Source organism: Arthrobacter sp. GQ119, assembly GCF_059759125.1.
Window position 1 is genome coordinate 26,773 of record NZ_JCAXEA010000032.1, and the last position, 25,939, is coordinate 52,711.

Below are 25,939 nucleotides of genomic sequence, written 5' to 3' on the forward strand. Positions count from 1 at the left end.
CGCAAAACGAGTTCCTCCGACAGCAGGGCCCATCCGGCCCGCAGTAAAGGTCAGCATGCTTATTAGTTGTGCCGCACAGCCAAGGTAGCACTCCGGCGCCCGATGGCAAAAGGTAAGCCCCCTTCCCTTTCTCTTGTTTCAGCGACCGAAGGCTCCTAGCGTAGGAACTGTCCGCGCCCCCAAGGAAAGGCATCATGATGACGCTGTACCAGCCCGAACCCGTGGAGATTTCCACCCGGATGCGCCCCGGCGAGTGGACCGAGTCCAGCCTTGAGGAACTGGTCACCACATACCGCGCCAAGATCCTCGCAATGGGAGCCAGGGTCCCGGAGGTGACTACGCAAGTTACCAGGAACGACGACGGATCGGTTGCGGTGACGGTGTCGTGGAACAAGGGCGACTATGCCGATGAGCCGGCATCAGGAAGCCCCTCATCCGGGGAGGCCGCCGGATCAACCGCCTTATGAGGGGTGCCGGGCGAGAAGCTTCCCGATGGCACTGTCCCTGAGGCCATCCAGCAGTTCGCGGGGTCCGGAGTACACTTCGACGGCCCCCGCCTCCCGCAGCTCCGCCTCGCTCGTGCCGCCGCAGGTCACCCCGATGGTGGGGATGCCAAGCCGGGCCGCGGCGTAGACGTCCCACACGGCATCACCCACATAGACGGCGTCCGAGGCTTCGATCCCAACGGCACGCAGTGCTGCGACGAGTATGTCCGGCTCAGGCTTGCTCTCCTTTGCGTCCGCGGCGCTCGTCGCAGCATCGATGAAGGAATCGGCAGCAAGGCTCGCGCGGAGGGCCTTGAGGTCCTGTTCCCTGGCCGAGGACGCCAGCGCCACCGCCAACCCGCTTTCACAGCACTGCGCCAACAAATCCCGCGCACCCTCCAAGGGCCTCAGGGCCGGCCAGTAGGTGCCGAATATTCCCGAGTGGGCGGCGAGGACATCCTCATCGACGGACTTGTCACGCCCGTCCGGCAACAGGTGGTCCACCAGCCGCGCACCGCCCATCCCCACACAGCGGTGTATCCGCGCCATCGGCACATCAAAGCCGGACTGGCGGAACGCCTGCCACCAGGCGAGCGTATGCAGGTAGGCGGAGTCGACCAAGGTCCCGTCGACGTCGAACAGGACTCCCTTCCGGCGCGTGCCCGCGGCACGACGGTTCGGCACCCCGGCCCTCAACGTTCCGCCTCGGAGGATTCAGGAGACAGAAATGCCGACCGCTCCACTGCATCGCGGGAGTTGTCGCGGATCAGCCCCGTCCCGGCAATTTCACGGGCACGGGCAACGCCGGCCACGGCCGCCCGCTTCGTTGGGAAGGTGACCGACACTGCCATCAGCGCGCCAGCGCCGTCCAGCAGCCGGATCCGGTAACCGCCGTCAGGGGCATCCACCAGTTCGAAGTATCCAGGCATCCCAGCTCTCCTCCTCCTTCACCAGTCGGACAGGTGTTAGTAAGTATACTTACTGCCTCGGCGTATGAAGAGGCCTCCGGCAGGAAACGGTAGCTACAACGCAGTTCCTGCCCGCAGAGGCTTGTTGCTGCGCCGTGTCCGGTGCTGTTGCAGTTCCAGGGCGCTGGTCACCAGCGCGAAGTGGCTGAAGGCCTGAGGGGTGTTTCCCAGGTGCCGGCCACTCTGGACACCCCATTCCTCGCTGAGCAGGCCGACGTCGTTGCGGAGCGCCAGGAGGCGTTCAAACAGCTGGGTCGCCTGCCGGTGGCGGTCCGCGCCAAGGAGGGCTTCCACCAGCCAGAAGGAGCAGGCCAGGAAGACGCCCTCGCCACCGGGGAGGCCGTCATCGCTGACTTCGGGCCGGTACCGGAGCAGGAAACCGTCCTCTGTCAGCTCGCGCTGAATGGCGTCGATGGTGCCGATCACGCGCGGATCGTCGGGCGGCAGGAACCCCACGCGCGGGATGAGAAGCAGGCTGGCATCCAGTTCGGGGCGGCCATAGGACTGAGTGAAGGTGTTGCGGTCAGCGTCAAAGCCGTGGGTCATGACATCCTTCCGGATCGTATCCCGGAGCGCCTCCCAGCGGGCGGCGGGTCCGGGCAACCCCGATTCCCGTACGCCCTTGACCATCCGGTCCGCGGCAACCCAGGCCATGACCTTCGAGTGCGTGAAATGGCGCCTCGGCCCGCGCATTTCCCAGAGCCCGTTGTCCGGCCGGTTCCAGACACCTTCCAGGTACTCCATCAGCGCCACCTGGACGTCCCAGGCCTCGTCGGGATGCGTGAGCAGGGAATTACGGGTGAGCGACAGGCAGTCCAGCACCTCGCCCCAGACGTCCAGTTGCAGCTGTCCGGCCGCGCCGTTGCCGATCCGCACCGGTGATGAGTCCTCGTAGCCCGACAGCCACGGGAGCTCCATCTCGGGCAGCCGGCGCTCGCCGTGGATGCCGTACATGATTTGCAGGTCAGCGGGATCGCCCGCGACGGCCCGCAGCAGCCAGTCCCGCCACGCGGCGGCCTCGGCGGTATAGCCGACTGCAAGCAGCGATTGCAGCGTCAGGGTTGCGTCACGGAGCCAGCAGTAGCGGTAGTCCCAGTTCCGCGGTCCGCCCAACTGTTCCGGAAGGGACGTGGTCACGGCAGCCACGATGCCGCCGGTGGGGGCATAGGTGAGGGCCTTGAGTGTGATGAGTGAGCGCTCCACGGCGTCCTTGTATGGACCTGTCACCTTGCACTGCCCGGCCCAGTCCAGCCAAAACTTCTCCGTGGACTCCAGGACAACTTCGGCGTCCACCGACCGCGGCCGGCGGACATGGCTGGGCGCCCACGTCAGCACAAAGGGCACGCGGTCGCCTGCCTTCACTGTGAAGTCACTGACGGTGTGCATGTGTTCCCCACGGAGAGGCGCGCTGGTCGTCAGGTAGGCGGAATCCGGCCCGGCGATCGCGTGCAGCCCGCGGCTGTCGCGGCGCACCCAGGGCATGACGTGGCCATAGTCGAAACGCAGAGCCAGCTCGCCCCGCATCCTGACCTGGCCGTGAAGGCCAACGACAATCCGTACGATGTCCGCCACTTCGTCTCGGGGAGGCATGAAGTCGATAACCCGGACGGCCCCGTCGTCCGTCTCCCATTCCGTTTCCAGGATCAGGGTATGTTCACGGTAGCGCCGACTGGTGCACTCCCCCGCGCCCGCCGGAGCAAGCCTCCAGCGTCCGGACTCGGGCGTGTCCAGCAAGGCGTTAAAGCAGGCCGGCGAATCGAAGCGCGGCAGGCACAGCCAATCAATGGAACCTTCAGTGCTGATCAGGGCCGCGGTGTGCAGGTCACCCACCACCGCATAATCCTCGATGCGTACCATGCCCTTACAGTGCCACAGCTGGAACGTCCGCACGAGAGCACCCCGGGTGTAGCCTGAAGTGTGGGCGGTGCAACTGCCACGAATCACGACTTTGGACCTGTCCCACGGCCAGCCACACCGGTGGACAGGGCAGAACAGGAGGCTCCCTTGGATAGTCGTCTGAACGAGACTGACGTGACGGGATACGTCCAGGACCTCCTGCTGGACACCCAAGACGTCGAGGATTTCCTCAACGAACTGGCCCGTTACTCGGCCGAACAATTGTCGGGTCCCCACGGCCAGCTGTATTGCGGCATCACACTCCTGAGGAACCGCAGTGCCGGCACCGTGGCCAGCAGCAGCGAAGAGGCGCGGGCGGTTGACGAAATCCAGTACCAGTTCAAGGACGGGCCGTGCCTCCGGTCGTGCCGGGAAGGCATCATCGTCCACATTCCTGATTTTGAACTGGACACCACATTTCCCGAATACAACGAAACTGTCCTCAAAGCCGGCATCCGCTCCGTCCTGGCTGTGCCGTTCGACCTGCCCGGGGGCAACGCCAGGGCCGGCCTCAACGTTTATTCGGACAAGCCGAATGCCTTCGACGACGATGCCGTGGAGCGCGCCGTCAGCTACGTCCGCCAGGCCTCGAAAGGCCTGCGCCTCGCCATCCGGATAGCCCAGCACAGCGACGCGGCCTCGAACCTGAAAGCGGCGATGGAGTCACGCACCATCATCGATACCGCGGTGGGGATCATCATCGCGCAGAACCGCTGCAGCCAGGAGGAGGCCATCGGGCTGATCAAGTCCGCCTCCAGCAACCGCAACACGAAACTCCGCGAAGTGGCTGCCGCGATCGTGGAGTCGGCCGGCGGAGGACGACTGAGCACGCACTTCGAGTAAACGCATGTCCGTGCATATCGGCACCTCAGGCTGGAGTTACGACCACTGGGAGAACGTGCTCTACCCGCCGGGGCTTCCCGCACGCGACAGGCTGCAGCATTACGTGGCGAGATTCAGCACGGTGGAGCTGAACGCCAGTTTCTACCGCTGGCCGCGGGACACGTCCTTTGCGAGCTGGCGGCGGCGGCTCCCCGAAGGATTCGCCCTGTCCGTCAAGGCTCCGCGCGGCCTCACGCACGGCAAGAAACTCTACGGCCCGGAAGTCTGGATCGAGAGGATTTCCCGGTGCTGGCACGAACTTGGCGACAAGCGCGCCGTCCTGCTGGTCCAGCTCCCGCCGGACCTGGCGCGCGACGACGGCCGGCTGGAATACTTCCTCTCTGCCCTGCCCACGTGGATCCGGGTGAGCGTCGAGTTCCGCCATCCGAGTTGGGACCACCCGGACGTCTACCGCCTGCTGGAGCACCACGCCGCGGCCTACTGCGTGATGAGCGGGGCCAACCTGCCGTGCATCCTGAGGGCCACGGCTCCCTTCGTCTATGTCAGGCTGCACGGTCCGGACCACGAGCACCTGTACGGCGGCTCGTACTCCGACGAGGACCTGCGGTGGTGGGCGGACCGGATCCGTGAGTGGCGCGGCGCGGGCAAGGATGTATACGCCTATTTCAATAACGACGGCGGCGGCAACGCGGTGCGGAACGCGGACACTTTGCGGTGGCTGCTGGGGGACGGCTGACTGCCGCTGGAAGGGCGAAACCGCCCGGGTCAGGTAACAGAGACAGGTAACGGCCCGCGGGACCGGGGCCTGTGGCAGAGTGAAGACATGGACATGGCGTCACAGGAATCTTCTTTGTCCGGTACTCAGGTTTTCCGCCTGGCCCACCGGCTCTCCAACGCGATCAACACCGCCCGGCTGAAGCTTGCCCGGCGGTGGAAGTTCGAACCTAAAACCATCGCTTACCAGGGCTACGGTTCCACCGAGTGGGTCCGGATCCTGGGCAGGGTGGTGCTGGCCAGCAAGCCCGTCCCCGGCAGCCAGGCCGACCACGCGGCAAAAAACGGGACCCAGAACATCCGGGGATGGCGGGCCTTCACCAGCGTTCCCATCCCGGGCTCCGAGGTGGAAATTGAGGTCGGCGGCACCGTGACGAAAGTCAGGGCCGACAGGGGCGGGCTCATCGACATTGATGTCCAGGTCTCCCTTTCCCCGGGCTGGCACACGGCGGTGCTGCGGTCCGAAGGTACTGAACCGGCGGAGGCCAGCATTTTCGTCATCGGTCCGGAGACCACCTTCGGCATCGTCTCTGACATCGACGACACAGTCATGGTCACGGCTCTGCCAAGGCCCTTCCTTGCCCTGTGGAACACGTTCGTGCTGAGTGAGCGGGCAAGGATGGCCACTCCGGGTATGGCAGTGCTGCTGGACCGGCTGACGGTGGAACACCCCGATGCCCCGGTGATTTACCTGTCCACCGGGCCTTGGAACGCCGCCCCGACCCTTGGCAGGTTCCTCTCGCGCAACATGTATCCCTCCGGCGCGCTCGTACTCACGGACTGGGGACTCACCCAGGACCGGTGGTTCCGCAGCGGCCAAGACCACAAGCGCCAAAACCTGGAGCGCCTCGCCGCTGAATTCCCGAACATGCGCTGGCTGCTCATCGGGGACAACGGCCAGCATGACGAGCAGATCTACTCCGCGTTTACCCGGGAGCATTCGGACAGGGTGGCTGCAATCGCCATCCGGCAGCTCTCCGTCAGCGAGTCGGTTCTGGCCGGCGGGCATTCGGAAAACGGAGACCACAGTGCCTCCTCCGTGCCCTGGATCTACTCGCCCGACGGCGCCGGCATTGCACGGAAACTCAAAGAACTTGAACTGATCTGAACTGAACCGGAGGGTCAGCTGCCCAGCGGCGACGCCTCGCCGTCGGACACGCCGCGTTCCGCTCCCTCAGGGACAGCGCCCTCCGCCACAACTCCCTCCGGGACAACTCCCTCGGGAACGGCGCCTTCAGCGGCAGCGGCGACGGCGGCTCCTGCCGCGGCGACCAAGGTCCGTTCCTCCAGGAGTTCCTGGAACCAGTAGTAGGACGCCTTGGGTGTCCGCTCGAGCGTCTGGAAGTTCACGTGCACCAGGCCGAACGGCTGGTTGTAGCCACCGGACCACTCAAAATTGTCCAATAGGGACCACACGTAGTAACCGCGGAGATCCACCGCCTCGGCCTCACCGCCGGGGGCCGTGGCACGGAGCGCAGTGCCAAGGTGGTCCGACAGGTACCGCAGGCGGCGTTCGTCCGGAATGAAGCGGCGGTTCGTGGACTTGTCACGGACGATGATGTCCTCGAAGCTGGCCCCGCCCTCGGTGATGATGACCGGCGGAAGGTTCGGATACCGGGCGGCCATCTCCTTGAGGGCGACTGCCATATAGGCAGGCTTGACGGGCCACCCGTAGGCCGTGGTCTCGGTGTCCGGCCAGGGTTCGATGTGCAGCGGCGCGCCCGGTGTGGCAGTGCTGAGATCATCCCCGATGGCTTCCGCCATGGCCGCCGGCACAGGACTGTCACCCCCGCCGGCCGCCACTCTTGTGGGCATGTAATAGTTGAGCCCGTAGAAATCCAGTGGCTGCGAAATGATGGCCATGTCCTCGTCGGGATGCTCGAAGGACGAAAAGAACTTCCCGAGGCGGACGAGGTCGGGATACTTCCCGGCAAGGACGGGGTCCGCGTAGAGGCGGTTCTGGGCCACGTCCATGGCGCCGGCGCTCAGCCTGTCCAGTGGATTGGCGGAATTCGGCACCATCGGGGAGTACACATTCGACATGCCGATCTCCCCCGGCACTTTGGCCGTCCGCAGGGCCTGGACCGCCAGACCGTGGCCAAGCAGCTGGTGGTGGACCGAGGGCAGCCCGTTCGCGAAATCGGCCTTCCCGGGTGAGTGCAGGCCCAACGCATAACCGTTCGTGGTCACCGTGGCGGGTTCGTTGATGGTCACCCAGCGGGCCACGCGGTCCCCATAGGCTGCTGCGGCTATGGCGGCGAATTCTGCGAAGCGGTAGGCGGTGTCCCTGTTGAGCCATCCGCCCGCCTCGTCCAGCTGCAGCGGCGTGTCCCAGTGGTACAGGGTCACCATGGGAGATATGCCGTTGGCCAGGAGCTCGTCGAGCAGCCGGTCGTAGAAGTCCAGACCCGCCCTGTTCACGGGTCCGCTGCCTCCTGGCTGGATCCGGGGCCAGGAGAGCGAGAACCGGTACGAGTCGACGCCCAGCTCCTTCATGAGCGCCACGTCCTGCGGCATCCGGTGGTAGTGGTCGCACGCCACGGCCGGGCTGTGGCCGTCCACAATGGCGCCGGGTTTGGCGGCGAAGACGTCCCAGCCTGCCTTTCCCCGGCCGTCCACGTCAACGGCGCCCTCAATCTGGAATGCGGCGGTGGCTACTCCAAGGGTGAAGCCCGGCGGAATCTTCGCGGCCAACTCTTTGGCGGAGGCATGCATGGTCGGACCTCTGTGTTGTTCGAAATGGGCAGAAGAAGAGTTTGCCTGAAACTCTCAGGACAGCAGGCCCGCCCCTTGGATCACTGCCTGCGCCGCATCGCTGACGCTGAAGCTGGAAAACGAACCCCTTGGCGAAAACATGGCCCTCTCTTCCGTCGGCACTTGCGGTGCCTTCCAGAATGACACAGGCCGCGCGACCTGACGAGAGCAGGATGACACGGGCCACGCCGACCTAGTGCATCACCGCTGGGCCGAACAGGAAATCCTTCGCGTGGGCGACGGCCTTCTTGAATGCGTCGTTCCTCAGGGCCAGCAGATGCTCGGAAGTGTCCTCCCCCGGTTCCAGATAGCCGGTGAAGCCCGGGCGGAGCACCCAGATATCCCCTCCCGGCGGCAGGTAGAAGACCCCGAACGATCGGTGCTGGCGGTCATCATCTGTCCAGATGGGCACCACGGCGAGGGCCGCCCCGGTGGCCGGGTTGATCCACTGCGCGCGCGGAAGCGGCTCTTCATGTGCCTCCGGATCCAGGAAGGGCGCGGTGTTCTTGCCCCAGCGTTCTTCAAACCTTTCATGAAAGGCGGGGATCAGGTGGGAGTCGTATCGGCGCCAATCGCTCATCGTCTTCGCTTTCCTCCGGGGTCGAAACGGATGGTTGCCCAAGGCCCGCTTTCCCACCTGACGGGCGTTGCGCGCAGGGGTGGATCCCCATGGCGGATGTGCCGCACGGGAACCTCGCGGGAATGGTCTTTGGACTGGCCGTCCCTGGGACCGGCCGCAGCGGCCCTTGGTTCGTTCCTGATAATGTCGCGTTCATTCCTCAGAACCTCGCGGTCGTAGGCGAGGCGCTGTTTCGGGTCACGGAGCACCTCGAAGGCCTGCATGAGGAGCTGCAGATCAGCGGGTGCTGCGGTGGGATTGGCCAAGTCCGGGTGGTGCATTCTCAGAAGGGACCGGTAGGCGCGCGCTATTTCCCGCTGTGTCGCCGTCCGCGGCACATGCAGGGCCGCGTAGTGATCGGGAAAATTGCCCGGCATTGTCCCTCCCTGGTGAGTCCGCAGGAGCGCTGGCTCAGCGGCGGACCAGATGGCCCGTTCAGGACCAGATGGCCCGTTGAGGACCAGGAACGGCTTCCGGCCTGGTGCCGGCCGCATGGAGCCGGCACTTTGAAGCCGGAAGCCGCCCTGGCAGCATCAGGTGATTGCCTTGCCAAGCGACGCGATTACCTTGCCAAGCGCCGCCGGACTCAGGTTCCGATCTCGTGGAGTTCGCCCTTGCGCTCGATTTCAATCTTGCGGGGCTTGGCCTGTTCCGCCACGGGGATTCGAAGCGTCAGCACGCCGGCGTCGTAACTCGCCTTGATGTTCTCCGTGTCGAGAGTGTCTGCGAGGATCAGTTGGCGGCTGAAAACTCCGCGGGGCCGCTCGGCCACCACCAGCTCCACATTGGGCTGCGTGGGGTCCTGGCGTTCCGCCCTGACGGTAAGGACGTTCCGCTCCACGTTGAGGTCCACCTTCTCGGGCAGGACGCCCGGAAGATCGAAGGCCACTACAAACTCCCCGTCCTCCTGCCAGGCGTCCATCGGCATGGCGGCCGGGCGGGCCGCGGTTCCGAAGACCTGCTGAGTGAGCCGGTCCAGCTCACGGAACGGGTCGGTACGGATGAGCATCATTTCCCACTCCTTAAGCACATATGTAATGTCACGGTAACCCACGCTCATCTATGGTGGTGGATATAGATTTTTTATAGCACTGGTGTCAAACTGGTGCAAGAGGCAGTTCAAATTATTCTCAACCGAGGAAACACCGTGGCAGATCAAGACGAAGGCAGGGGCCTTTACGCAATTTCCGTGGTGGCCGATCTGCTCGGAACGGGGCAACAAAACATCCGGCTGTACGAGCGGCGCGGATTGCTGACGCCGGGGCGGACCTCCGGGGGAACGCGGCAGTACAGCGACTCAGACCTGGCGGTGCTCCGTCGGATCGGCGAGCTCCTGGATGAAGGGCTCAACCTGGCAGGAGTGGCGAAAGTGCTGGAACTCGAGGTGGACAACGCCAGGCTCCGCCGGCAGCTTGAACGCGCCCGTGCACGCAACGCCCGACAGCCGGAAGGCTAGTCCCTGCTGTGACGCCCGCGGCCTCACATCCGCCCGTCGGCCAACAGGAAGGATTCTTCCAGCAGTTCGGCGAGTTCGCCGCCGTCGAGCCGTGAAAGCCGGACCAGGACCAACTGTGGCGACCGCTCATGGTGCGGTGTCCAGAAATAGGTATCTGGATCGGTACCGGCCAATGCCTCACGTTCCCCGGTCTTGACCGTCAGCACGCCCTCGTCCCACATCCGGGCCATCAGTGATTTTGCGAACCAGGCGGGCTGGTTCCAGCTGCTGCGCTCAGTGACTCCGGGCAGGGCGAGGCAGATCCGGCGGACATCGTCTTCAGTGGCCATGCCCCACTCTGGCACCGGCCGGCGGCCGCCGCAATCGCGGCGCCTGGTGTAGCCGGCATCAGTCCGCCGGGGAATCAGCCTTGGACAATTCGCCGGTCACCGCTTCGCCGGGCACCCTGGCGGTCCGCCACGTGTCCACCGCAATTACGGTCCCGAGCACCACGAGGGACAGGGACACCGAGGCCAGGGCGTCGCTCACCCAGTGGTAGCCCAGGTAGAGCCTGCTGAGGGCGGCCAGGATCACGCCGATGACCGCGAAGATAAAACCGACGACGGTGACTGCCGGGCGCCGGTGGCGGGAAAAGACAAGGAAAGCGGTCACGAGCAGGAAGTCCGAGGCGCCGAGCACGTGCCCGGAGGGAAAGGAGAATGTATGGTCGGCACCGAACAGCATGAGATCGACGGGTGGACGGGCACGATCGACGGCATGCCCGATGAGCTGGGCGAGTACAACGCCCGTGACCATTGCTGCCGCGAGCAGGACAGGCCGCCAGGCGTGCTTGGCCAGGATTCCCCATACCAGGGTGACCACCAGCACAATGATCGGCAGGGCTACGGGACCGAAGACAACCGCCAGGATGATCATGCCAATTGTCAGCGCCTCCGAGCGCGTGGTGAGCAGCCACTTCCGTGCAGACTCATCGGCGGCGGCCAGACCGTCCTTCTGGAGCACATCCGTCAGCGTCAGGAAGAAGACGAGGGCACCCGCAGCGGCAAGAACAACGGCGGTGACATACAGCGCCTTGCGCGCTCCCGCATCCATGTAGCGTTCCTCGACCACGAACTTGTCATGAAATACCCGCCACCACCCCGCCTTGCCTGCTGATTCGTCTGCCACGTGGAATCCTGCCTGTGCGCCGATGGAAATGAAGCGATTTCTGTGTTGAAGATTATCTCCTGCCTGACCGGACATCGGGGCGTGCGTGTATGCCCTTACGAAGCCGGCCTGCCGCTGTTACCGTAGTTTTTCCAGCCCCACGAGGATCAGGAGACGACATGAGCACCGAAAACACTGACACCGGCGGCACCGTTCCGGGCTCGGAAAACGGCGTTGGGCTCGGCGCCGGCGAACCCAACACGTTTGAGCCGGAAGAGGGGACCGAGGCCAAGGACACTTCGGCGCGTGGAGAATCGTCGGTAGCCACGGCCGAGGACACTCCTGACGTGGAAGAAACCCCAGTGGAAACAACAGAGCCCAGCTGACTCCGCCGCCGCCCGGACGCGTCCGGGAGCCCTGTCCCGGAAGGCCTCCGCGGTGGATAATTGGACACACACTGGAGTGTGGCTACGGGGCTACGGAGGATTCCATGAGGATCGTCGGAACGCTAGTGATCATCTGGCTTATCATCGGCGTCTTCGCCGCATTCCAGCGAGGATATTTCGGCGGCTCGCCGGACTCGTGCACGGAGGCCGGCACCGTGGCAATCACCATCGCCGCGGGGCCGCTGAATTATATGGGGGTCAACCCCAAGATCGCCTGCGAGGTTCCGCAACCTTCCCAGTAGCCACTTTCACGTGCGCGCAGAAGCTCTCATCACCGCCAGCGTGGGTACCGGCCTCGTCCTCGCCCTGCCGGGTTCCGCCGAGGTGCGCAACGCCGTCGCACTTACCGGCGACGTCCACCGCAACCGGCCAGCCACACCAAAGAGGCAAAATCCCCGCACACTTTGGTAAACATGTGAGTTGACCCACAATAACGGGTGAGCTATTCTCATGATTGTTAGCGCTCACAAGCGCGACAATCGGCTCAAGGAATTGAGCAGCAGCTTCAAGGAAGTCAACGGGGCGGCACGGACGCCGCCCCGACCGCAAAGCCCACTGGTGTACGGGCCTCAGGATCGCGCAGCCGACCGGAGCCCAATGCCGGTCCCGTCGGAAGGCGCAGATGCCTCCCGGCTCAGCAGCAATTCGCGGCCCGAGTCAGCCGCGGAAGGAGAACATCGTGCGTTTCAAGAAACTCCTGGGAGCCTTCGCCGTGGTCCTGGCCGTGACGGTCGGGGCCACCGGCTGCGGCAGCCGGCCCGGCAACGCCGCCCCCGCGGCCAGCACCGATACTGCCGGCTCCCTCGTGGGCATTTCGATGCCCACACAGACGTCTGAGCGGTGGATTGCCGACGGAAGCAATGTCGAAAAGTCGCTGAAGGAACTCGGATACAAGACGGATCTGCAGTTCGCCAACGACGACATCCCCACGCAGGTGTCCCAGATTGAGAACATGCTCACCAAGGGCGCCAAGGCCCTGATCATCGCCGCGATCGACGGCACCACCTTGACCGATGTCCTGGCCAAGGCCAAGGAGCAGAACGTCAAGGTCATCGCCTACGACCGGCTGATCAACGGCACGCCCAACGTGGACTTCTACACGACCTTTGACAACTACACCGTAGGCGTCCAGCAGGCCACGTCCCTCCTGACGGGCCTGGGCCTTCTGGATGCCGGCGGAAAGAAGGTGGACGGCAAGGGCCCGTTCAACGTGGAACTGTTCGCCGGCAGCCCGGACGACAACAACGCGAACTTTTTCTGGACCGGAGCCATGGACACGCTGAAGCCGTTCATGGACGCCGGCACCCTGAAGGTGCCGAGCGGCCAGACCAAGTTCGAGCAGGCAGCCATCCTCCGCTGGCAGGCGCCGGTGGCGCAGAAGCGCATGGAGGACATCCTCACCTCCGCCTACAGTTCCGGCAAGAAGCTCGACGGCGTGCTGTCGCCTTACGATGGCCTGTCGATCGGCATCATCTCCGCGCTGACCAGCACCGGCGGCTACACCAAGGGCAGCCTTCCGACCGTGACGGGGCAGGATGCAGAGAAGGGCTCGGTGAAGTCCATAATCGCCGGGGAGCAGTACTCCACGATCTTCAAGGACACCCGCAAGCTCGGCGAGCAGGCCGTGAAGATGGTCGATGCGGTTCTGAAGGGCCAGCAGCCTGAAACCAATGACACCGAAACCTACAACAACAAGGTCAAGGTAGTCCCGGCCTACCTGCTTGAGTCCGTGATCATCACCAAGGACAACTACAAGCAGGAACTCATCGACTCCGGCTACTACACCGACGCCGACATCAAGTAGGCGCCGCGAAGGGGCGCGGCCCGGCATCCGGCCGGGCCGCGCCCTCCCCGGCCCTGCACCCGCAGGGTCCCGGCGCCCCACCAGCCAGCGGGAAAGCACCATGAACGTACCCATCCTTCAAATGCGGGGAATCACCAAAACCTTCCCCGGCGTCAAGGCCCTCCAGGACGTCACCCTGGACGTGAACCGCGGAGAGGTCCATGCGATCTGCGGCGAAAACGGAGCCGGCAAGTCCACCCTGATGAAAGTGCTCTCCGGCGTCTACGCCCACAACACCTTCGAGGGGGACATCCTCTTCGAGAACGAACCGTGCGAGTTCTCCAGCATCACCGACAGCGAGAAGCGCGGGATCGTGATCATCCATCAGGAGCTGGCCCTGAGCCCGTACCTGTCCATCGCGGAGAACATCTTCCTGGGCAACGAACTGGCCTCCCGCGGCTGGGTGAACTGGCGCCAGACCAACCTCGAGGCGGCCAAGCTGCTCGCCCGGGTGGGACTCAGCGAAAACCCGGTGACGCCGATCCAGCACATCAGCGTCGGCAAGCAGCAGCTGGTGGAGATTGCCAAGGCCCTCTCAAAGGAAGTCAAGCTGCTCATCCTGGACGAGCCGACGGCGGCCCTGAACGATGAGGACTCCGACCACCTCCTGGATCTCATCCTGCATTTGAAGGGCCAAGGCGTTACGAGCATCATCATCAGCCACAAGCTCAACGAAATCCGCAAGGTGGCGGACGCCGTCACCATCATCCGCGACGGCAAATCGATCGAGACCCTGCGCGTGGACCAGGGACAGATCACCCAGGAGCGGATCATCCGCGGCATGGTGGGCCGGGACCTCGACAGCCTGTACCCCGAACGCACCCCATCGATCGGCGAGGAAGTCCTCCGCATCGAAGACTGGACCGTCCAGCACCCGCAGGACCACACCCGCACCGTGGTCCACAACGCCAGCCTCAACGTCCGCAAGGGTGAAGTCGTGGGACTGGCCGGGCTCATGGGCGCCGGACGCACCGAACTGGCCATGAGCGTGTTCGGCCGGACCTACGGGCACGCCGTCTCAGGCAAGGTCTTCAAGTATGGCCGGGAGATCAACACCTCCACCGTGCCCGAAGCCATCCGCCACGGCATCGCCTACGCCACCGAAGACCGCAAGCACTACGGCCTGAACCTCATCGAGGACATCCAGCGGAACATCTCCATGGCCGCCCTCGGAAAGCTCGCCAAACGCGGCTGGGTGGACAAGAACGAAGAAACCACGGTGGCCAACCGCTACCGGAAGAGCATGAACATCAAGGCACCCTCGGTCGCGGCCATCACCGGAAAACTCTCCGGCGGCAACCAGCAAAAGGTGGTCCTGAGCAAATGGATGTTCTCGGACCCCGATGTGCTGATCCTCGACGAGCCCACCCGCGGCATCGATGTCGGCGCCAAGTTTGAGATCTACACGATCATCGCCGAACTGGCCGCCCAGGGGAAAGCCGTTATCGTGATCTCGTCCGAGCTCCCGGAGCTCCTGGGCATCTGCGACCGGATCTACACCCTGTCCGCAGGCCACGTCACCGGCGAGGTCCCCATCGCCGAGGCCTCCCAGGAAACACTCATGCAATACATGACCCAAGAGAAGGAATAACGGACATGTCCGCCCTACGAGAATCCCTCGGCTTCCTGGCAAGCCGCCTCCGCCAGGTCGGCATCTTCGTCGCCCTGATCCTCATTGTCATCCTGTTCCAGGTCCTCACCGACGGCATCCTGCTGCAGCCCCAGAACGTCACCAACCTCGTGGTCCAGAACAGCTACATCCTGATCCTGGCAATCGGCATGGTCATGGTGATCATCGCCGGGCACATCGACCTGTCCGTCGGTTCCATCGCGGGCTTCATCGGCGCCGTATCGGGTGTGATGATCGTCCACTGGGGATGGGCCTGGTGGATCGCGATCCCCGCGTGCCTGCTCGTCGGCGCACTCGTGGGGGCCTGGCAGGGCTACTGGATCGCCTACGTCGGCATACCCGCGTTCATCGTCACCCTCGCCGGGATGCTCATCTTCCGCGGGCTGACCCTCATCACCCTGAAGAACCAGCAGATCACGCCGTTCCCTGACGAGCTGCGCGCCCTGGGCGGCGGCTTCCTCCCCGACATTTCGGGCGGCACCTCCGTGCTCGAGTGGCTGACCGTGATTCTCGGCGTGGGAGGCACTGCAGCCATCCTCTTCCAGGCCATCAAGGAGCGCCGGGTCCGCCGCAGGTTCAACCTCGAAAACGAACCCATGGCCTGGTTCGCCATCAAGACAGCGTTCATCGCCTTGCTGATGCTCACCATCACGTTCCTGCTGGCAAGCTACCGCGGCACCCCGATCGTCCTCATCGTCCTCGCAGTCCTGGTCATCGCCTACTCCGCCCTGATGAGCAACAGCATCTTCGGCCGGCACACCTACGCCATCGGCGGGAACCTGCACGCAGCCGAACTCTCCGGCATCAAGACCAAGGCCGTGACGTTCCGGCTCTTCGTGAACATGGGCGTCCTCGCCGCGCTGGCCGGCCTGGTCTTCACGGCACGCCTGAACTCTGCCCAGCCCGCCGGCGGCACGGGCTTCGAACTGGACTCCATCGCCGCGGCCTTCATCGGCGGGGCAGCGGTCCAGGGCGGCATCGGCACCGTGGCAGGAGCCATGGTGGGCGGCCTGATCATGGGCGTCCTCAACAACGGCATGTCCATCCTCGGCCTCGGAACCGACTACCAGCAGCTCATCAAGGGCCTGGTGCTCCTGCTCGCAGTCGGCTTCGACATCTTCAACAAGAACCGCAGCGGCGGCAGCGGATCCACCATCGGCAAGCGGTTCAAGTGGAAAACGACGCCGCCCGCCGCCGTCGAGAAACCGCAGCCAGCAGCCAAAACACCCGTTACCGTGGCGTCCGTTCCCCACCCGATGAACGCCGAGAACCACTGATTTCACCGGAGGAAAGGCACCATGACTGACGTCACTGAACGCATCGATATTCAGGTCACGAGCCGGCCAGCCCTGGCCAGCAGCTCGACGACGCCGTGCGGGCCCTGCAGGAATTGGCCATGCAATCCGGGACACACGGGATCCTGATCACACGCCACGCACCCGACCGTTACACGGCTGCGCTTTCCGACCAGGTGCCGTTCGGAACGACGCGGGAACTCATCAGCTGAAGCTACCGCGTCCGGTGCACATCGTCAGTCTTCGGTGGGCGTGGTGCGGTTGGAGTGATAGTTGCGCCAGCTGTGCTCAGGCGCGAATCCGAGGAGCCGCCTGGCCTTGTCAATGGAGAGCATGGTCTCGTGCTCCCCCAGCTCCTTGGTCACCCGGACACCGGGAAACACTTCCGCGGCAAGGCTGGCGCTGGAGCGGCTCATCACCGTGTCCTCGTTGGCGATGATGAACGCCTCGAACCCGGGCTTGCCGTTCTCGAGGGCGCGCGCCACCGCCTGGGCACCATCGCGCCCGTCGATGTAGCCCCAGAGGTTCCACTTGCGCAGCGTGGCATCGGAATCGAAGGACGGGAAATCCTCGTAGTCCTCGGGGTCCATGACGTTGGAAAACCGCAGGCCGGTGATGCTGAGCTCGGGGTCCCACCTCGTCATTTCGATGGCCATCTGCTCCTCCAGGTGCTTCACCAGCGAGTAGGTGCTTTCCGGCCGTGCCGGATACTCCTCGTCCACCGGGATGTAGGGAGGGTCGACGTCGAACGGCAGTCCCAGCACCGTCTCACTGGAGGCGTAAACCACCTTTTTGATGCCGGCCCGGCGGGCCGCCTGGAACACGTTGTATGTGGAGAGCATGTTGTTTTCGAACGTGGCCGCATCCGGCACGATGCCGGGCGCAGGAATGGCACCAAGGTGGACGATCGCGTCAAAGCCCTGGTGCCGGTCATCCAGGCCAAGGATCACATCCAGGACCTGGCCATAGTTCCGCAGGTCCACGATGGCCAGGGCCGGACTTCTCTCACCCGTCCGGTCCAGGTTCAGTACGGCATGGCCGTCCGCCGTCAGCCTGCGGACAACGCTGCGCCCCAGTTTTCCGCTTCCGCCTGTCACAGCAATTCTCATGGTGGTCTCCTCGGGTTCGTTCTTCCCCAGCCTAGGCGGGAGGATGCGCCGGCGCAGTCATAATGCCCTGCGAACTGGTGTATATAATTTCTCGGTACGGTTTAGCAGAAGGCCGTTGGATAGTTGTTCGATCCGGCTCTTTGCTGCCGCTACCCGCTCCCCTTCCGTGGTATGCGCTGCGCCCGCCGGCTCGTCTTGACCTGAGCGAAACGGTACTGGGAATCGTGGCCAGCGAGTCGACCGCAAAATCTGAAACATCAGTCACGGAGCACCTGAATGAGATGGTGCTCGCGAGCTCGGATGTGGAGGCCTTCCTCCATGAGCTTGCCCGGGTCTCGGCCCGCAGCCTTTCCGAGCCCGGCGACGAAGTCCTGTGCGGAATCACACTGCTGCGGCACCGAAAAGCCGCCACGGTGGCAAGCAGCACGCCCGAGGCCCAGGCCATGGACGAGATCCAATACGACTTCGGCGACGGGCCCTGCATGACTGCCTCGCGCGAGCAGGTGACAGTCCATATCCCGGATCTTGAAGAGCACAGGCTATGGCCCCAGTACTCCCGCAAGGTGCTGGCCCAAGGCGTACGCTCCATCCTGGCCATCCCCTTCCAGCTTGAGGGCGAGACGCGCGCCGCCCTGAATCTCTACTCCCACCGCCCCGGCAGGTTCGAGGGACGCGTCCTGGACCTGGCCGAGGACTTTGTCACCCAGACATCCATGGCACTGCGCCTCGCCGTGCGGTTTGCCCACTACAGCGATGCGGCCGCAAATCTCAAGGCAACACTGGAGTCCCGGACGGTGATTGACGTCGCCGTCGGGGTCATCATGGCCCAGAACCGGTGCAGCCAGGAGGAGGCATTCCAGCTGCTGAAGGCCGCCTCCAGCACGCGGAACATCAAGCTCCACAGCGTGGCGACGGCGATCGTCGACTCACTCGGACAGGGGCCGGCAAAGACCCACTATGAGGGCTAGGCTCAGTACTCCCCACCCGGGGACCGCAGTCCGGGCAGGAACTCCTTCGGCAGCTCCGCAACCGGAATGATGACGAGGTCCTGCACCTTCCAGTCGAGCCCGGCGCAGGCTTTGCGTGTATCCTCCAAGGTTTCCAGGGACGGCGCGGCTCCCCCGGCAGGCACCACGAAGGACTCGATGTGGAACACGTGCCCCTCGTCGCGGATGCGTGAGGCGGCCTGGCTGACCCAGGGAAGCCCCTTCAGGTAGACGTCGATGCGCCGGTTGAGGGGGTCCGGCGCGGAGTCGTCCACGGTATGCGCCCGGGTGTCTATCAGCGCTCCCACGGCACCGCGAAGATTCTTCACTCCGTCCCGGAGAATGCTGACCGATATCAGCAGGGCAGCCGCGTAGTCTGCCCACCAAAGGCCGACGCCGATGCCGAAAACACCCACGGCTGCGGCGCCCGCGGTCATCCAGTCGGCCTTGTTCATATCGGCGTCGGCGTAGAGCACTTTGTCGTGGAGCTTTTCGGCCAGCTTGATTTTGACCCGGCCCAAGTACACCGGAGGAGCCGCGGTCAGCAGCATCGCCGCGATCATCAGCCAGCCCAGCCAGATGGTCTGGCCGAACAGCTCGATGCCACCGATGGTCGGGTGCTCCGCGGTGAGCAGGCCTGTGCCGGAGTCGACAACCAGGAAGGACCCCATGGCCACCAGCGCCACCGCGGCAACAAGGTGGGCAATCCCCACCGAGCGGTGATATCCGTACGGATGTTTCTGCGTCGGAGGCCGACGAATCAGCCGGGAGGCCAGCAGGAAGGCCAGAGGCGGCAGGAACGAGAGGAGGTCTTCGATCCATGCGGCCTTCATGGCCTGGGAATTTCCCAGAACCAAAAAGACGAGAGCTGAGGAAACGGTCAGAAAAGCAAGGGTGATCCACTCGAACCTGATTGCCCTTTGCAGGGCCTCTTTTTGCTCCCGGGGCAGTTCTGTGTTTCCGAACTTGGCGGCGGTTTCCGTGCGGCTCATCCCAGCACGTCCTGTTGCAGGAGAAAGCGGTCCAGGGCCAGCAGAAAGGCGTTCTCGCCCAGCGGCACAAGGAACACATGCTTCACGGTTTTGCCAAAGGCGTCCTTCGATTCGGTGTACGGGCGCGTGGTTCCCGCATGTGTGACCCACGGCGTGTCGGCGGCAAAACCCCCGATCACCAGATCCAGCGCACCCTCCTTGAGCGCCTTGGTAAGCTCCTGTTCACTTCCCGTGACCCATTCGGGCGTGGCACTGATGGAGGAGGCAAAGGAGCGCACCAAGCCTGGTTCGATGCCTTGGGGTTCCTGTCCGTCACGGAGGCTGGCCCACTTGCCGTTGGCCGTGACACCAACCCGCAGGTTTCCCCCGGAGACCCGCTCCAAGGTGCCGTCCGGATCCCGGGGCACTGAGACAGCGCAGCCAGCCAGCCCGCCGGCAAGGGCGACGACGGCGAGCAACCCCGCCATGCGCCTCACGAACGTATGTCTGATCCGAAACACTGCGTCCCTTTCGCCGACCGGGATGCACGCGGCCGGCAGTGCGGCCGCGTGCAGGTCGACTCTATCCAACGCGGGACCCGAGGGCTCCGCGATAGCGCAGTGATTCGCTGAAGGTTTTATTCAGCGCCGGCGGAACCAGGCGCGGGCGCCGTCGCAGCACCACGTGAGACCCGGATCTTTTGGGCACCGGCCGCGGGCTTTTCGGGCACGGGGATGCGGACCTCAAGGATCCCGTCGGTGTACGAGGCTCTGATGTCTTCCTGGCTTACGGGAGCGGGCAGGCTTACCGTGCGGGCAAATGTGCCATAGCGGAATTCGGAACGGTAACCGTCTTTATCCCTGTGCTCGGCTTTTTCCTCATGCCGGACCGAAATCTCCAACTGGTTACCCGCCAGGGTGATGTCGACGTCCTTATCCGGGTCGATTCCCGGGACCTCGGCCTTGACCACTAAGTCACCGCCCTCACGGTATTCCTCCACGCGGAGCCAGGAGTCCAGATCTCCTTCCAGGAACCGGCGGAACGGCTCCGGGAACTCAACACCGGCACGGCGGAGAATGTTAGCCATCGCTGTTACCTCCTGTCTGTCACCGACCCTGTTTTTACATGCAGCTTTTTACTTGCAGGGGACGGCTCGGGATGCATCCGACACCAAATAAACTACGCCGGAGGCAGCCGCATGTTAAGGCTCCGTCCATGCGATATCCCGGCACGTCCTGCCGCTTCCTTGGGAAAAGCCGGGGATTACCTGACGGAAACTTTGGCACTCCCCCGTGCGGGGACTATTCCGCTTCCCGCGCCCCCCAATTCCCGCCCCCACGCCTGGGGTGCGGGGATTGCACGCCGAGATTTTCACAGGAGCGCGGCGGGATACTGGGCGGTGTCCGGCAGCGAAGCCCCGTGAAGGAGAGCCCCGATGAAGAAGCTGTTACTCCCAGGCCTTCCTGCAGGGGCCGGCGCCGACGACCTGGGGGGCCGTGATGGCCGCTAGCGTCCCCGACCGGCAGAAGCGCGAAGTGCCGGACAGCGAGCCGCAACCAGGACTGGGGCCTCGGAATTGCCAACCAGCGGTCAGCCTCTATCCGCCCTGCATCGGGCCATCCGACCCGTGGGGCCGGACCGTTCTGCGCCAGCAGGTCATTGACCTCATCCTGGACATCATTTCAGCCACAGATCCCCAGTCGGAGGTCAGGATAAGGCTTTTGCGCCATCTCGCCGCCCACCCCGACTGCCCTGAGCAGGCGCTGTTGTGCCACCTGCATGAGAACTCGCGCCGCCCCCTCGTCTTCCGCGGAGTCTGCGACTGAAGCTAAGTAGGCTTATGATCTATTCGGCTGCCGTTACCGGACGGCGCCGCTTCGGCTGTGGGAGATCCTCAGCCGGGGAACCGTCGCACAAGGCTGGGAACTTTGAAGGATTCGCTGGACCGCAAGGGCCGGAGGCTGGGCGTCGCCGTCAGGCCGCTGGCCGCCTGCTTCATGGTTGCTGCTCTTTTGGGCTGCAGTCCAGCTTCACCCGATCTGGACCCGCAGACCGGCAAGGAACTACAGACACGGGTCTTGGCCGTCAGCGCTGCCGCGGCCAACGCAGATCCCGCAACCGGCCTGCGGACCCTTGATGAACTCGTGGATCACGTCACCCGCGCCGCAGCGGACGGGAAGGTCTCCTTCAAGCGCCATCAAAGCATCATGAAAGCGATTGGAGCGGTCCGGGCAGATCTCCTCGCCGCCATCGCCGCAAAGGCGGCGGCGTCCAAAGCTGCGGCGGAGAAGGCGGCAGCCTCCCAGACCGCGTCCCAGGCCGCGGCCGGGAAGGCGGCGGCCGGGAAGGCGGCGGCCGGGAAGGCGGCGGCCGAAACCGCGGAAGCGGCTGAGGCTCAAAACATCGCCGTCCACCCATCGCCGCTCACCGTGGCGCCCCTGCCGTCGTCGCCCCCTGCGCCTGGCGACGAAGACGGTGGCAAGGGGCCAGGCAAGGGCTCAGATAACGGGCCAGGCAAAGGAAAGGGCAAGGAGCGGTGAGCAGAAATCCGGCCTCAGCTCCGGTGGTGGGCGATCAGCCAGCCGGCCATCTGCTGGGCACGCTTGGAAGCAAGGAAGTCCCCCTCCGTGGCCGAAATGATCGAGCCCTTCATCAGGATGTGCCAGGAGCGGGCGAATTCCTCGGTGTCGCGCAAGCCGGCCTCTTCGGCCAGCGCCTGGAGGTGGCCGCGGATTCGGGCCAGGTAGCCGATGCTGGCTTCGCCCAAGGGATGTTCGGGGCCCATTTCAAGGAGGACGTTGATGAACGTGCAGGCCTCGAAGTCGTCCCGCTGGAACCAGTCGCCGAACACATCGAAGATGGCAAGGAGGCGCCCCTCAGGCGTATCTCCCCTGCGCCGGGCTTCGGCAACGATGAGGTCCACGGTCCACACCTGGTCGCGCAGGGCGAGGAAGGCAAGAACCAGCGCGTCCTTCGACGGGAAGTGCCGATAGAACGTGGATTTTGCCACGCCGGAACGCTCGATCAGCTCGTTAATGCCGACGTCACGGATCCCACGGCGGGAGAAGAGCTCGTAGGCGGCGGACAGTATCCGGTGCAGGGGCTCGTTCTGACCGGCACGAACCCCTTGGGGCAGCAAAGTGCCCTCGCTTGCTTCAGGTGCGTTCATCAAGGAAATACTCTACCGCGGGACTGGCCGAGACAGACCTGTCTGTCTTATTGTTTTATCAGCATGACGCAGCTTCACCGGATCCCCGTCCCGGTGGCGCCGCGGGAGTTACTGCGATGGAGCAGAGAGTAGGAGTGCACAGATGGACGATGAAGACATCCGCGCCGTGGAGGAAGCCGTTGCCACGCTGGAAACCGCCAGCGCCGAGCACGAGCCCGCGGCAGTGACTCTGCAGACTGCGGTTGCGGCCGCCGTGACGCACGGCAAACCTATACGCGAAGTGGCCGCGGCAGCCCACATGACAGCACTCGAAGTGCTCGACGCCGCGGACGCGGTCACGTATCCGCAGCAGGCGCTCCAACCCTGGACGTTCGCCCAGTAAACGTGGCTTTGGGATTCTCCAGGCATCAATCCTGATCCGATCCTGAGGATATGCCGCGCTAAGCCTGATCCTCCCGCGCCACCCTTAGATGCAAAGCCCGGGGGAAAAGATCCCCGGAACTCACGCATTTAGGATGCAAGGAGACGGGTCGGCATGAAAAGCTCTGCAACTCTCAAAGGTGTGGCCGCAGGCACGGCTGTGGCTCCTGTGTCTGCGGATTTTCACCGGCTTGGACTCGCTGGCTGCATCGACCGCCTGACGGTCCCGCTGCGCCGCCAGGGCACCTGCGTTCATTGGGAGACACCGCACCACGGCCTGGAGATCCCGGCGGGCTGCGCCACTTTGCTGTACCGGTCTGCGCAGGAAGCCCTCGACAATGCGTTCAGGCACGCCCATGCCACTGACGTGACGGTCCGGCTCACGGCCGTCTTCCACGGCATCCGTCTGACGATTGCCGACAACGGCAAGGGATTCGGCAAGCGTTCAGCAGGCCACATCGGCTCCGGCAACACCTCATTTCCGGAGGCCGCCGACGGCCGCCGCCACGGGCTTCTGACAATGTCCACCGAGGTGCAGGAAGCCGGCGGTACCGTCGCCATCTCGTCGGAACCCGGAACCGGCACCGAAGTGACCGTCACCATTCCACTGGACTGACGCGCCGCCGGGCCTGGCCTAGGATTCATTCCATGATTAAGCCCAACGCCCAGCCGTCTGCGTCCCGGGCCTTCGATTCCCCGGACATCCGTCAGGCTATCGCAGATCTGCGCCTCCGGATGTCCGACGGTTCCCGCATGCTGCTTGGCGTGGCCGGTGCCCCCGGCTCCGGAAAGTCCACCTTCTCCGCCTTCCTCGCCGATTTCTTCGGACCGCAGGCAGCGCTGGTGGTGCCCATGGACGGCTTCCACCTGGGGAACGCCATCATAGACGGGACGCCGCTGAAGCGGCGCAAGGGCGCCCCGGACACGTTCGACGTCGGCGGTTATTTCTCGCTGTTGCAGCGGCTGGCGCTGCGGGACGAGGACGTTGTCTACGCACCGGACTTCCGGAGGTCCCTCGACGAACCTGTGGCCGCTTCCATAGCCGTGCCGGCCTCGGTACCCCTCATCATCACGGAAGGCAACTACCTGCTGGCCGAGGACCCCGCGTGGCAGCGGGTGCGGTCACAGCTGGACGAGGTGTGGTTCATCGAAACTCCCCCGGAACTGCGGCTCTCCCGTCTCGTGGAGCGGCACATGCTTTTTGGAATGGACCGGCCTGCGGCCGAAGCCTGGGCGAACGGGTCCGACGAAGCGAACGCGCGGCTCATTGAAGCCACGCGGCACCGTGCGGACCGGGTCATCGTTTGGGGCTGATGGCGCGGTAGCTCGACACATGAGGATGATCGTGCGTGTCATTCCGAAACAGTGCGGCTTGCGGATCCAGTCTGACAGTTAGCCGCGCAGCGCCGACTGGAAATGGTTGGCCAGCTCCTGCCGGAACCCATCAGTGTCGCCATCCAGGGCAAGAGCAGCCAATCTCTCGTGCTCAACGGCAATGTCGTGCAGATCGTGGTACGAACGATGGTCGACCGCGAGGTAGAGGCGCAGCTTGTTCTCCCAACCATTCCAAAGGTTTTGCAGCGCGCCATTCCCTGAAAAATCGTAAAAGAGCCTGTGGAAGCGAAGGTGCGCGTCGATGCTGGCTGGGATGTCGTTATTCTCCGTTGCCCGGTTGAGCTCCTCGATGGTTTGCATCAACAGCGGCCGTTGGGGTCCGCACAGCGCTTCGGCAGAGAGCTGGGCAGCGTACGGTTCGACCAGCAGTCGGACGGATGCGATGTCGGCGACCTCCCGAGCGCTTACCTCCACAACGAAGGACCCGCGGAAGGGGACCTTTACGATCAGCCCTTCCTCCTCCAGCCTCGTCATTGCCTCGCGCAGAGGTGACCGGCTGATCCCGAGATCTCTGGCGATGTGTATTTCCCGCAGCTGCCCGCCGGGCGGCACAGTTCCGTCCAGAATGGCGGTCCGCAGCACGCTGTAGACGCCGTCCGGTGTCGTCGTCCGCTGCGCTTGCCACTCGAACTTCGGTTCCATGCGGTCGCCTCCTGTTGTCGATTGTCGATTATACAGGATTTCCTAGGCCAGGGCTGTGCCGAGTACTCTCACGCGGTGTCCTGCCGGCTTGCGGTGAAGCTGTCAGCGGCGTGTTGCATGTGGCTCTTAATGGCCTCGAGGAGCCCTTCCCTATCACCTGCCTCCAGCAGATCGAGGATGTTTTGGTGTTCCTCAACCAGGAGGTCAACGCTTCGGCCGGATGCCGCAAGGTTGAGGATACACATTCGTGATTCGGTTGCCAGGGTCTCGTACATCCTGACGAGACGGGAATTTCCCGTCCCGGCAATGAAGGAGGTGTGGAACTGCATGTCCAGCCGTGCGAAGTCCTGCCAATCGGGGACGCCCAGGTGTTTCCTCATGTCGCCGACGATTTCCTTCAGCACTTCGCAGGTGTCTTTGAGCTGCTCCGGCCTGCCATCCAGCAGGCAGTTAGCCGCGGATATTTCCGCAGCTTCGCGGACCGCGTAAATCTCCGTGATGTCCTCTGCCTTAAGCTCCAGGACGAAGACTCCGCGGTTACGCCGGCTGATGAGGATCCCTTCCTGGCACAGGCGCTGCATTGCTTCCCTGAGTGGGCCTCTGGACAGGAGGTTCAGCTGGCTAGCCACGGCAGATTCGTTGATCTGCTGTCCCGGGCGGAAGGCCCCCTGGACTATCTGTTCGCGCAGCTGATCGGCGATCAGCTGCGCCGTGGGCCTTCCTTCCAGGGTGAACAGGCCTTTCGGTGCCATTGACATCCCACTCTTTTCACTCATCACCGGCTACATATTCACTAGACGGCTATTGCCGTGTATTTGATCTCGAGGAATTCCTCGATGCCGACCTTGCCGCCTTCGCGTCCCAGTCCCGACTGCTTGATGCCGCCGAAGGGTGCTGCCGGGTTGGATACCAGTCCGGTGTTGATCCCGAGCATGCCAACTTCGAGTTCTGCGGAGAAGTGCAGGGCTTTGTTCATGCTTTCAGTGAAGACATAGCCCACGAGGCCCCATTCGGTGTCGTTGGCCAGGCGGAGAACTTCCTCTTCGCTGTCGAAGGGAGTGATCGCTGCGACGGGTCCGAAGATCTCGGTGG

Annotated in this window: 32 protein-coding genes and 1 pseudogene; 16 read left to right on the plus strand and 17 right to left on the minus strand. The window is 64.2% G+C overall.

Features of this window, described 5'->3' with window-relative positions:
- The first annotated feature begins 194 nt into the window (after positions 1–194).
- Complete coding sequence (locus AC6CH3_RS21640) at positions 195–467, plus strand: hypothetical protein (RefSeq protein ID WP_498134383.1); 273 nt, start codon at positions 195–197, stop codon at positions 465–467.
- Here the strand turns inward: AC6CH3_RS21640 and AC6CH3_RS21645 are convergent.
- The 3 genes and pseudogenes from AC6CH3_RS21645 to AC6CH3_RS21655 all read right to left on the minus strand — a co-directional run bounded on the left by AC6CH3_RS21645 (position 462) and on the right by AC6CH3_RS21655 (position 3,310).
- On the minus strand, positions 462–1,169 hold the full coding sequence (locus AC6CH3_RS21645; protein WP_498134384.1) for an HAD family hydrolase: 708 nt from the start codon (positions 1,167–1,169) through the stop codon (positions 462–464). The two genes, AC6CH3_RS21640 and AC6CH3_RS21645, sit on opposite strands and share 6 nt — an antisense overlap.
- Positions 1,170–1,231: 62 nt before the next feature.
- Positions 1,232–1,414 (minus strand): annotated as a pseudogene (locus AC6CH3_RS21650) (DUF1508 domain-containing protein); the annotation flags it as partial.
- A gap of 93 nt (positions 1,415–1,507) precedes the next feature.
- Positions 1,508–3,310 (minus strand): glycoside hydrolase family 15 protein, encoded by a 1,803-nt coding sequence (locus AC6CH3_RS21655; protein WP_498134385.1) that lies wholly within the window; start codon positions 3,308–3,310, stop codon positions 1,508–1,510.
- 147 nt (positions 3,311–3,457) lie between these two features.
- Here AC6CH3_RS21655 and AC6CH3_RS21660 point away from each other — a divergent pair, with 147 nt between their 5' ends.
- From AC6CH3_RS21660 to AC6CH3_RS21670, 3 genes are all read left to right on the plus strand, one after another.
- The gene (locus tag AC6CH3_RS21660; protein WP_498134386.1) at positions 3,458–4,192 is read left to right on the plus strand and encodes an ANTAR domain-containing protein; all 735 of its coding nucleotides are present in this window, start codon (positions 3,458–3,460) and stop codon (positions 4,190–4,192) included.
- 4 nt (positions 4,193–4,196) lie between these two features.
- Positions 4,197–4,928 carry a DUF72 domain-containing protein gene (locus AC6CH3_RS21665; protein WP_498134387.1) on the plus strand — a complete coding sequence of 244 codons (732 nt, stop codon included), beginning with the start codon at positions 4,197–4,199 and terminating at the stop codon, positions 4,926–4,928.
- 87 nt (positions 4,929–5,015) lie between these two features.
- Positions 5,016–6,074: an App1 family protein phosphatidate phosphatase gene (locus AC6CH3_RS21670; protein WP_498134388.1), complete on the plus strand. Its 1,059-nt coding sequence runs from the start codon at positions 5,016–5,018 to the stop codon at positions 6,072–6,074.
- 14 nt (positions 6,075–6,088) lie between these two features.
- Here AC6CH3_RS21670 and AC6CH3_RS21675 read toward each other — a convergent pair whose 3' ends face one another.
- The 4 genes from AC6CH3_RS21675 to AC6CH3_RS21690 all read right to left on the minus strand — a co-directional run bounded on the left by AC6CH3_RS21675 (position 6,089) and on the right by AC6CH3_RS21690 (position 9,348).
- Positions 6,089–7,681, minus strand: coding sequence for a GH1 family beta-glucosidase (locus AC6CH3_RS21675; protein WP_498134389.1), 1,593 nt, complete (start codon positions 7,679–7,681; stop codon positions 6,089–6,091).
- Positions 7,682–7,913: 232 nt separating this feature from the next.
- Entirely contained in the window at positions 7,914–8,300 is a 387-nt protein-coding gene (locus tag AC6CH3_RS21680; RefSeq protein WP_498134390.1) for a hypothetical protein, read from the minus strand.
- Positions 8,297–8,716, minus strand: coding sequence for a J domain-containing protein (locus AC6CH3_RS21685; RefSeq protein WP_498134391.1), 420 nt, complete (start codon positions 8,714–8,716; stop codon positions 8,297–8,299). The genes AC6CH3_RS21680 and AC6CH3_RS21685 overlap by 4 nt, the downstream gene beginning before the upstream one ends.
- 209 nt (positions 8,717–8,925) lie before the next feature.
- The gene (locus AC6CH3_RS21690; protein ID WP_400581644.1) at positions 8,926–9,348 is read right to left on the minus strand and encodes an Hsp20/alpha crystallin family protein; all 423 of its coding nucleotides are present in this window, start codon (positions 9,346–9,348) and stop codon (positions 8,926–8,928) included.
- Between the two features lie 138 nt (positions 9,349–9,486).
- On the opposite strand from AC6CH3_RS21690, the gene AC6CH3_RS21695 reads away from it, so the two are divergent.
- Positions 9,487–9,795 carry a MerR family transcriptional regulator gene (locus AC6CH3_RS21695; RefSeq protein ID WP_494035699.1) on the plus strand — a complete coding sequence of 103 codons (309 nt, stop codon included), beginning with the start codon at positions 9,487–9,489 and terminating at the stop codon, positions 9,793–9,795.
- Between the two features lie 23 nt (positions 9,796–9,818).
- Here the strand turns inward: AC6CH3_RS21695 and AC6CH3_RS21700 are convergent, their stop codons facing one another.
- Entirely contained in the window at positions 9,819–10,124 is a 306-nt protein-coding gene (locus AC6CH3_RS21700) for an MmcQ/YjbR family DNA-binding protein (RefSeq protein WP_498134392.1), read from the minus strand.
- A 58-nt stretch (positions 10,125–10,182) separates the two neighbouring features.
- A complete protein-coding gene (locus tag AC6CH3_RS21705; RefSeq protein WP_498134393.1) occupies positions 10,183–10,962 on the minus strand; it encodes a phosphatase PAP2 family protein in 780 nt (259 codons plus the stop codon).
- A gap of 158 nt (positions 10,963–11,120) precedes the next feature.
- On the opposite strand from AC6CH3_RS21705, the gene AC6CH3_RS21710 reads away from it, so the two are divergent.
- The 6 genes from AC6CH3_RS21710 (at position 11,121) to mmsB (ending at position 16,137) form a co-directional block, all read left to right on the plus strand.
- Complete coding sequence (locus AC6CH3_RS21710; protein WP_498134394.1) at positions 11,121–11,327, plus strand: hypothetical protein; 207 nt, start codon at positions 11,121–11,123, stop codon at positions 11,325–11,327.
- 104 nt (positions 11,328–11,431) lie between these two features.
- Entirely contained in the window at positions 11,432–11,629 is a 198-nt protein-coding gene (locus AC6CH3_RS21715; RefSeq protein WP_498134395.1) for a hypothetical protein, read from the plus strand.
- Positions 11,630–11,639: 10 nt separating this feature from the next.
- Entirely contained in the window at positions 11,640–11,798 is a 159-nt protein-coding gene (locus AC6CH3_RS21720) for a hypothetical protein (RefSeq protein WP_498134396.1), read from the plus strand.
- A gap of 268 nt (positions 11,799–12,066) precedes the next feature.
- Positions 12,067–13,191, plus strand: coding sequence for a multiple monosaccharide ABC transporter substrate-binding protein (gene chvE / locus AC6CH3_RS21725; RefSeq protein WP_498134397.1), 1,125 nt, complete (start codon positions 12,067–12,069; stop codon positions 13,189–13,191).
- A gap of 100 nt (positions 13,192–13,291) precedes the next feature.
- On the plus strand, positions 13,292–14,821 hold the full coding sequence (mmsA, locus tag AC6CH3_RS21730) for a multiple monosaccharide ABC transporter ATP-binding protein (protein WP_498134398.1): 1,530 nt from the start codon (positions 13,292–13,294) through the stop codon (positions 14,819–14,821).
- Between the two features lie 5 nt (positions 14,822–14,826).
- Entirely contained in the window at positions 14,827–16,137 is a 1,311-nt protein-coding gene (gene mmsB / locus AC6CH3_RS21735; RefSeq protein ID WP_498134399.1) for a multiple monosaccharide ABC transporter permease, read from the plus strand.
- A gap of 254 nt (positions 16,138–16,391) precedes the next feature.
- Here mmsB and AC6CH3_RS21740 read toward each other — a convergent pair whose 3' ends face one another.
- Positions 16,392–17,264 carry an NAD-dependent epimerase/dehydratase family protein gene (locus tag AC6CH3_RS21740; RefSeq protein ID WP_498134400.1) on the minus strand — a complete coding sequence of 291 codons (873 nt, stop codon included), beginning with the start codon at positions 17,262–17,264 and terminating at the stop codon, positions 16,392–16,394.
- 224 nt (positions 17,265–17,488) lie between these two features.
- Here AC6CH3_RS21740 and AC6CH3_RS21745 point away from each other — a divergent pair, with 224 nt between their 5' ends.
- Positions 17,489–18,232 (plus strand): GAF and ANTAR domain-containing protein, encoded by a 744-nt coding sequence (locus AC6CH3_RS21745; RefSeq protein WP_498134401.1) that lies wholly within the window; start codon positions 17,489–17,491, stop codon positions 18,230–18,232.
- A gap of 2 nt (positions 18,233–18,234) precedes the next feature.
- Here the strand turns inward: AC6CH3_RS21745 and AC6CH3_RS21750 are convergent, their stop codons facing one another.
- From AC6CH3_RS21750 to AC6CH3_RS21760, 3 genes are all read right to left on the minus strand, one after another.
- A complete protein-coding gene (locus AC6CH3_RS21750) occupies positions 18,235–19,242 on the minus strand; it encodes a cation diffusion facilitator family transporter (RefSeq protein ID WP_498134402.1) in 1,008 nt (335 codons plus the stop codon).
- A complete protein-coding gene (locus AC6CH3_RS21755) occupies positions 19,239–19,709 on the minus strand; it encodes a transporter substrate-binding domain-containing protein (RefSeq protein ID WP_498134411.1) in 471 nt (156 codons plus the stop codon). The genes AC6CH3_RS21750 and AC6CH3_RS21755 overlap by 4 nt, the downstream gene beginning before the upstream one ends.
- A gap of 149 nt (positions 19,710–19,858) precedes the next feature.
- A complete protein-coding gene (locus AC6CH3_RS21760; protein ID WP_498134403.1) occupies positions 19,859–20,308 on the minus strand; it encodes an Hsp20/alpha crystallin family protein in 450 nt (149 codons plus the stop codon).
- Positions 20,309–21,149: 841 nt separating this feature from the next.
- Here AC6CH3_RS21760 and AC6CH3_RS21765 point away from each other — a divergent pair.
- A complete protein-coding gene (locus AC6CH3_RS21765) occupies positions 21,150–21,761 on the plus strand; it encodes a mucin-associated surface protein (RefSeq protein ID WP_498134404.1) in 612 nt (203 codons plus the stop codon).
- Positions 21,762–21,775: 14 nt separating this feature from the next.
- On the opposite strand, the gene AC6CH3_RS21770 is transcribed toward AC6CH3_RS21765, so the two are convergent.
- The gene (locus tag AC6CH3_RS21770) at positions 21,776–22,390 is read right to left on the minus strand and encodes a TetR family transcriptional regulator (protein WP_494035736.1); all 615 of its coding nucleotides are present in this window, start codon (positions 22,388–22,390) and stop codon (positions 21,776–21,778) included.
- A gap of 142 nt (positions 22,391–22,532) precedes the next feature.
- Between AC6CH3_RS21770 and AC6CH3_RS21775 the strand changes: the two genes are divergently transcribed.
- From AC6CH3_RS21775 to AC6CH3_RS21785, 3 genes are all read left to right on the plus strand, one after another.
- Entirely contained in the window at positions 22,533–22,772 is a 240-nt protein-coding gene (locus AC6CH3_RS21775) for a hypothetical protein (RefSeq protein WP_498134405.1), read from the plus strand.
- 153 nt (positions 22,773–22,925) lie between these two features.
- Positions 22,926–23,426 (plus strand): sensor histidine kinase, encoded by a 501-nt coding sequence (locus tag AC6CH3_RS21780; protein WP_498134406.1) that lies wholly within the window; start codon positions 22,926–22,928, stop codon positions 23,424–23,426.
- 32 nt (positions 23,427–23,458) lie between these two features.
- Positions 23,459–24,124 carry a nucleoside/nucleotide kinase family protein gene (locus AC6CH3_RS21785; protein ID WP_498134407.1) on the plus strand — a complete coding sequence of 222 codons (666 nt, stop codon included), beginning with the start codon at positions 23,459–23,461 and terminating at the stop codon, positions 24,122–24,124.
- A 78-nt stretch (positions 24,125–24,202) separates the two neighbouring features.
- Here the strand turns inward: AC6CH3_RS21785 and AC6CH3_RS21790 are convergent, their stop codons facing one another.
- The 3 genes from AC6CH3_RS21790 to AC6CH3_RS21800 form a co-directional block, all read right to left on the minus strand.
- Positions 24,203–24,847, minus strand: a complete 645-nt coding sequence (locus AC6CH3_RS21790) for a GntR family transcriptional regulator (RefSeq protein WP_498134408.1) — start codon at positions 24,845–24,847, stop codon at positions 24,203–24,205.
- Between the two features lie 68 nt (positions 24,848–24,915).
- Complete coding sequence (locus AC6CH3_RS21795) at positions 24,916–25,599, minus strand: GntR family transcriptional regulator (RefSeq protein ID WP_498134409.1); 684 nt, start codon at positions 25,597–25,599, stop codon at positions 24,916–24,918.
- Positions 25,600–25,640: 41 nt separating this feature from the next.
- Positions 25,641–25,939 (minus strand): aldehyde dehydrogenase family protein (locus tag AC6CH3_RS21800; protein WP_498134410.1); only part of this gene is annotated, 299 nt, incomplete at its 5' end.